At 61.4% G+C, this 4,820-nt stretch carries 7 protein-coding genes and 1 pseudogene; 7 read left to right on the top strand and 1 reads right to left on the bottom strand.

The window, feature by feature from the left end; genetic code table 11:
- Nucleotides 1–644: sugar ABC transporter permease (locus Q0341_RS08205; RefSeq protein ID WP_299511971.1), on the top strand; the 644-nt coding region annotated here is incomplete at its 5' end.
- Nucleotides 641–1,477 carry a carbohydrate ABC transporter permease gene (locus Q0341_RS08200; RefSeq protein WP_299511968.1) on the top strand — a complete coding sequence of 279 codons (837 nt, stop codon included), beginning with the start codon at nt 641–643 and terminating at the stop codon, nt 1,475–1,477. The genes Q0341_RS08205 and Q0341_RS08200, both read left to right, overlap by 4 nt.
- A gap of 28 nt (nt 1,478–1,505) precedes the next feature.
- Here Q0341_RS08200 and aroQ read toward each other — a convergent pair whose 3' ends face one another.
- A complete protein-coding gene (gene aroQ, locus Q0341_RS08195; protein ID WP_299511965.1) occupies nt 1,506–1,943 on the bottom strand; it encodes a type II 3-dehydroquinate dehydratase in 438 nt (145 codons plus the stop codon).
- A gap of 123 nt (nt 1,944–2,066) precedes the next feature.
- On the opposite strand from aroQ, the gene Q0341_RS08190 reads away from it, so the two are divergent.
- The 5 genes and pseudogenes from Q0341_RS08190 to Q0341_RS08170 all read left to right on the top strand — a co-directional run.
- Entirely contained in the window at nt 2,067–2,723 is a 657-nt protein-coding gene (locus Q0341_RS08190; protein ID WP_299511963.1) for a DsbA family oxidoreductase, read from the top strand.
- A 97-nt stretch (nt 2,724–2,820) separates the two neighbouring features.
- The gene (locus tag Q0341_RS08185) at nt 2,821–3,444 is read left to right on the top strand and encodes a histidine phosphatase family protein (protein ID WP_299511960.1); all 624 of its coding nucleotides are present in this window, start codon (nt 2,821–2,823) and stop codon (nt 3,442–3,444) included.
- A complete protein-coding gene (locus Q0341_RS08180) occupies nt 3,444–3,827 on the top strand; it encodes a thiol-disulfide oxidoreductase DCC family protein (RefSeq protein ID WP_299511957.1) in 384 nt (127 codons plus the stop codon). The genes Q0341_RS08185 and Q0341_RS08180 overlap by 1 nt, the downstream gene beginning before the upstream one ends.
- Nucleotides 3,824–4,606 carry a formylglycine-generating enzyme family protein gene (locus Q0341_RS08175; protein WP_299511954.1) on the top strand — a complete coding sequence of 261 codons (783 nt, stop codon included), beginning with the start codon at nt 3,824–3,826 and terminating at the stop codon, nt 4,604–4,606. Before Q0341_RS08180 ends, Q0341_RS08175 begins: the two co-directional genes overlap by 4 nt.
- A pseudogene (locus tag Q0341_RS08170) lies at nt 4,603–4,820 on the top strand (short-chain dehydrogenase); the annotation flags it as partial. The gene Q0341_RS08175 and the pseudogene Q0341_RS08170, both read left to right, overlap by 4 nt.

Here is a 4,820-nt window from a genome sequence, read left to right as displayed (position 1 = left end):
CCGTGCCCGGGGCCTTGATCGTGGGCCTGGGCTTGGCCATGCTGGCCAATCTGCCGTTCAAGCGCAAATGGCCTGTGCGCCTGTCGTTGCTCTTGCCTTGGGCCTTGCCCCTGTCTTTTGCCGGGCTGATTTTTGCCTGGTTTTTCCATACCGAATATGGCGTGGTGAACGACGTGCTGTTTCGCCTGGGCCTGCAAACGGAGCCCACCAGCTGGCTGCTGAAACCCAACTGGGCGATGGCAGCCATTTGCCTGACCATCATCTGGAAGACCTCGTCTTTCATGGCCCTGATCTTGTTGGCTGGCCTGCAAATGATCCCCAAATCCCTGTACGAAGCGGCCGAGGTCGATGGTGCCAGCCGCTGGCAGCAATTTTGGCAAATCACCATTCCCATGCTCATGCCCAGCATCATCGTGGCGTTGATTTTTCGAACCATCACGGCGCTGCAGACTTTTGACATTCCTTACACCATGACCAGGGGCGGCCCGGGCGAAGCCACCGAAACCCTGGCCATGCTCATCCACAAATACACCATCGATTACTCCAGCATCAGCTTTGGCTCCACTTTGGCGGTTTTCATGTTTGTCATCTCTATGTTTGTCACAGGCTTTTACTTGCGCCATATTGGAAAGAACGCGTCATGAGAGAACAGTCTTTTTGGTCCGCCCCCATGCTGCGCTGGGCAGCGGCGGCCATCGTGGTGTTCAACGGCTTTTTTCCGGCTGTCTGGATCTTGTTCACCTCGCTCAAGACCGAGACCGAGTTGGTGCAAAAACCCATCACTTGGTGGCCCGAGAACCCGATGCTGGACAACTACGTTCGCGCCTTCACCGACCAGCCTTTGCTGCATTACCTCAAAAACAGCGTCATCGTGGCCACAGGTGCCACCGCCCTGTCTTTGGTGGTGGCCGCTTTTGCAGCCTATGCCATTGCCCGTCTGAATCTCAAACGCCGCGAACTCATCTTGACGTGCATCGTCGCCTCCAGCATGTTCCCGCTGGTGACCTTGTTGGTCCCAATATTTGAGACCATGCGGGCTTTGGGCTGGCTGAACACCTACATGGCGTTGATCTTGCCTTACGTGGTGCTCAATTTACCGGTCTGCACCTTGGTGCTGGTGAGCTTTTTCCAGAGCATTCCCCGCGACCTGGAAAACGCCGCGATGATCGACGGCTGCACCCGTTTGGGGGCTCTGTGGCATGTGGTGGTCCCACTGGCGGCACCGGGGGTCTTTACAGCGGGCATCTTGGCCTTTGTCAACTCTTGGGATGAGTTTTTGCTAGCCTTGTCGCTCAACTCCAGTCCCGCTGCACGCACTTTGCCTGTGGGTATTGCGCTCTACCAAGGTGAGTTCACCTTCCCTTGGCCCATCATTTCTGCGGCGCTCATTGTGGCCATTGTGCCGGTGGCCATTTTGATCGCGATCTTTCAGGAGCGGGTTGTCGGAGGCCTGACCCAAGGCGGCTTGAAAGGTTGACAAAGCGCGGGGCTGCGCAGCCCCAGCGTCAGCCTTGAGCTGCCGACGCAGCGGCCCGCAGGCCCAGCAGATAACTGTCCACACCAAAACCGGCGATCTGGCCTTTGGCGATGTCGGCGATCACCGAGTGGTGACGAAACGCTTCGCGGGCGTGGATGTTGGACATGTGCACTTCGATGATGGGGCACTTAAGGATGGCCAGCGCGTCACGGATGCCGTAGCTGTAATGCGTCCAGGCCCCGGCGTTGATGACCACGGCCTGAACGCCATCGCCGTGGGCGCGGTGGATGCGCTCGGCCATTTCGCCCTCGAAATTGGTTTGGTAGCACTCGACCTGCGCGCCCAATTCAAGGCCCAGTGCGGTCAATTGGGTGTTGATTTCTTCCAGCGTGGTCGTGCCGTATTGGGCCGGGTCACGTTTGCCGAACATGTTCAGGTTGATGCCGTGCAGGACAAGGATGTTCATGGTGGAGGCGCTATTGCGCAAAGGATCGTGGGAATTGGGGCCAAGAACTGCAATTGTCGGTGATTTGCGGCAAGATCTTGCATTGTGAAGCCTTCAATGGCACGCATTCACCGAAAGTAAACCATGACCCCTTTGAAGATTGATTTTGTGTCCGATATCGCCTGCCCTTGGTGCGCTGTGGGTTTGGGTGGGCTCGAGCAAGCGCTGGAGCGCCTGCAAGGTGAGGTGCAGGCCGAGCTGCATTTTCAGCCTTTCGAGCTGAACCCCCACATGCCGCCAGGTGGCCAAGACTTGGGGGAGCACTTGACCGAAAAATACGGCTCCACCGCTGCGCAACAAGCCCAGATTCGCCAGACGATCACCGAACGTGGGGCCGAGGTGGGTTTCGTTTTCAACCCGAATGGGCGAGGCCGGGTTTACAACACGTTCGACGCACACCGCTTGCTGCACTGGGCCGAAGGGCAAGGCGAGGGCGCTCAGCACGCTCTGAAAAAAGCCCTGCTGCAGGCCTACCAAGGCCGCGCCGAGTGCGTAGAAGACCCGCAAGTTTTGTTGGCCAGCGTGGCCGCCGCGGGCCTGGATGTGGCGGCTGCCAGCGAGGTGTTGCAAAGCGATGCGCACAGCGCCGAGGTGCGCACGCGCCAGCAGTTCTATACCCAAGCGGGGATCCGTTCGGTGCCCGCTGTGATCATCAACGACAAGCACTTGATCTCGGGTGGTCAGCCAGTTGAGGTGTTCGAGCAGGCGCTGCGCCGCATTGCGGCGGGCGAAGTCGCCTGAGTCGGCAAAGGCCAGCGTTGCCTGATCCAGTCATCAAGCCTTGAACCTCGATGGGGTGCATGGCGCTGTTGTTCAACTGTTACACAAGGTGGGCGGTATGAAACTTTGTCCAAATTTGACATGGGGGCTGCTGCCCAGGCGCATGGCACTGGCCCGCATGGGTTCGGTGGTAGCGGCGCCGCTGATGACCGGATGGCTGGGTGTGGCCCAGGCGCAGCCTGAGCGCCGTGTTTCCAGGGCCGAACTGCTTGTCGTTTGGCGCCAGACTGGTGGCGTGCTGCTCATTCGTCATGCCGCCACCGAGTCGGGCCTGGGCGATCCGCCGGGTTTTGTGATCGGCCAATGCCGCACGCAGCGCAACCTGAACGAGCCGGGCAGGCAAGCCTCGCGGGCTTTGGGGGCGTGGCTGCAAGCGCAGAACTTCAAGCCCGACGGGGTACGCAGCAGCCAGTGGTGCCGCTGTCAGGACACGGCGCGGTTGGCTTTTGGCGCTTACGAAGACTGGCCCGCGCTCAATAGCACCTTTGCCGGGCAGGGCGATCCGGCCGCACAACAACAGGCTTTGCGTGAGCGCTTGCAAGCGCTGCCAGCCGGCCGCACCGAGGTCTGGGTCACGCACCAGGTCATCATGAGCGGCCTGACCGGCGCTTATCCCGGGTTGGGTGAAGGCTTTTTGGTGGACCGGCAAGGCCGTTTGTTGGCCCGAGCGGACTTGGCCTGATGAGCACGCTGCACCGTTTGACCGTTTACTTCGATGGCTCTTGCCCGATGTGCCGACGTGAAATTGCCATTTATCGCCGCTTGCCGCAAGCCGCCAGTCTGGATTGGGTAGACGTGAGCAGCGCCGCCGAGCTGGGCGACTCGCTCAGCTGCGCGCAAGCCATGGCCCGGTTTCATGTGCGTGACAGCCAAGGCCGCTTGTTCAGCGGTGCGGCCGCGTTTTCGCAGATGTGGCGGCAGTTTCCAGGGTGGCGGTGGTTGGGTTGGCTGTCGGCTTGGCCACCGATGTCGTGGGTGTTCGAGGGGGCTTACCGTTTGTTTTTGCCCATGCGCCCACGCTTGCAAAATTGGGTGCGACGCTGGGATCGAGAGGATCAGACATGACGCCGAACATGGGTGTGGCGAGTTGGGGCCTTGTGGGGTTGGGCGCGCTGTTTGGCTTGTGCAACGCCCACGCGCAGGCGGTCAAGCCAGTCGCCGAGCCGGTGGTTTTTGGCCACTGGGCCTTGGACCGCACCGAGGTCACGATTGCTCAGTTTGAGCGCTATGTGCGGGCCACCGCAGCCGTGACCCGCGCAGAAAGAGAAGGCGGCGGTTTTGAATTCGGCGCGGGTTGGGAGCGTCGCCCTGGCTGGTCATGGCGCAGGCCGGATGGCATGGCACCGGCCAGCGCCGACTTGCCAGCTGTGCACCTGGACTTTGCCGAGGCGCAGGCCTACTGCCAATGGGCTGGAGGGCGTTTGCCCACTGGGGCCGAATGGCAAAAGGCCGGTTTCACGGAGCTGCGGGAGGCGCCCCCAGCGCCTTGGGTGAAAGGCCGCACCTACCCCTGGAGCACGGGCGATAGCCCACAAGGCGCCAATACCAGCGACCCCGACCCCTGGCCGCGAGCCGCACCTGCCGGAGCCACCCGCCAAGGCGTGAACGGGCTTTACGACATGGGGGCCAATGTGTGGGAATGGACCACCGATGCGCAAGGAGGCCAGGGGCGCCCTGAACATCGGACAGTGGGCGGCTCGTGGTGGTACGGGGCCTACAACATGAAGGCCGATGTGCAGGCGTTCAAGCCCGCCGACTTTTACGCTGTCTACATCGGCTTTCGTTGCGCCTACGACCGGCAACCGACGACGGCCTTGAGGTCTGATCGTCAGAGCAAGCCATGATGAAGTCTTTGCCCGAGGGCTACCACGCCCTGGTGATCGGTGCGCGTGGCGCGATCGGCAGCGCGCTGCTCCAGCACTTGCAAAGCGACCCGCGCTGCGCTGGGGCCTGGGGTGTGACGCGCCAAAGCACGCCCGGTTTAGACTTGCTGAGCGAGCCCAGCATGGCCGCCTGTGCGCAGTCGCTGGCCGCCCACGGTCCGTTTCATTTGGTGTT

This window comes from uncultured Limnohabitans sp. (genome assembly GCF_937889215.1).
In the GTDB taxonomy this organism is placed as follows: domain Bacteria; phylum Pseudomonadota; class Gammaproteobacteria; order Burkholderiales; family Burkholderiaceae_C; genus Limnohabitans_A.
The sequence above is the reverse complement of the archived record's forward strand: the minus strand, read 5'-3'. Positions and strand labels throughout refer to the sequence as shown.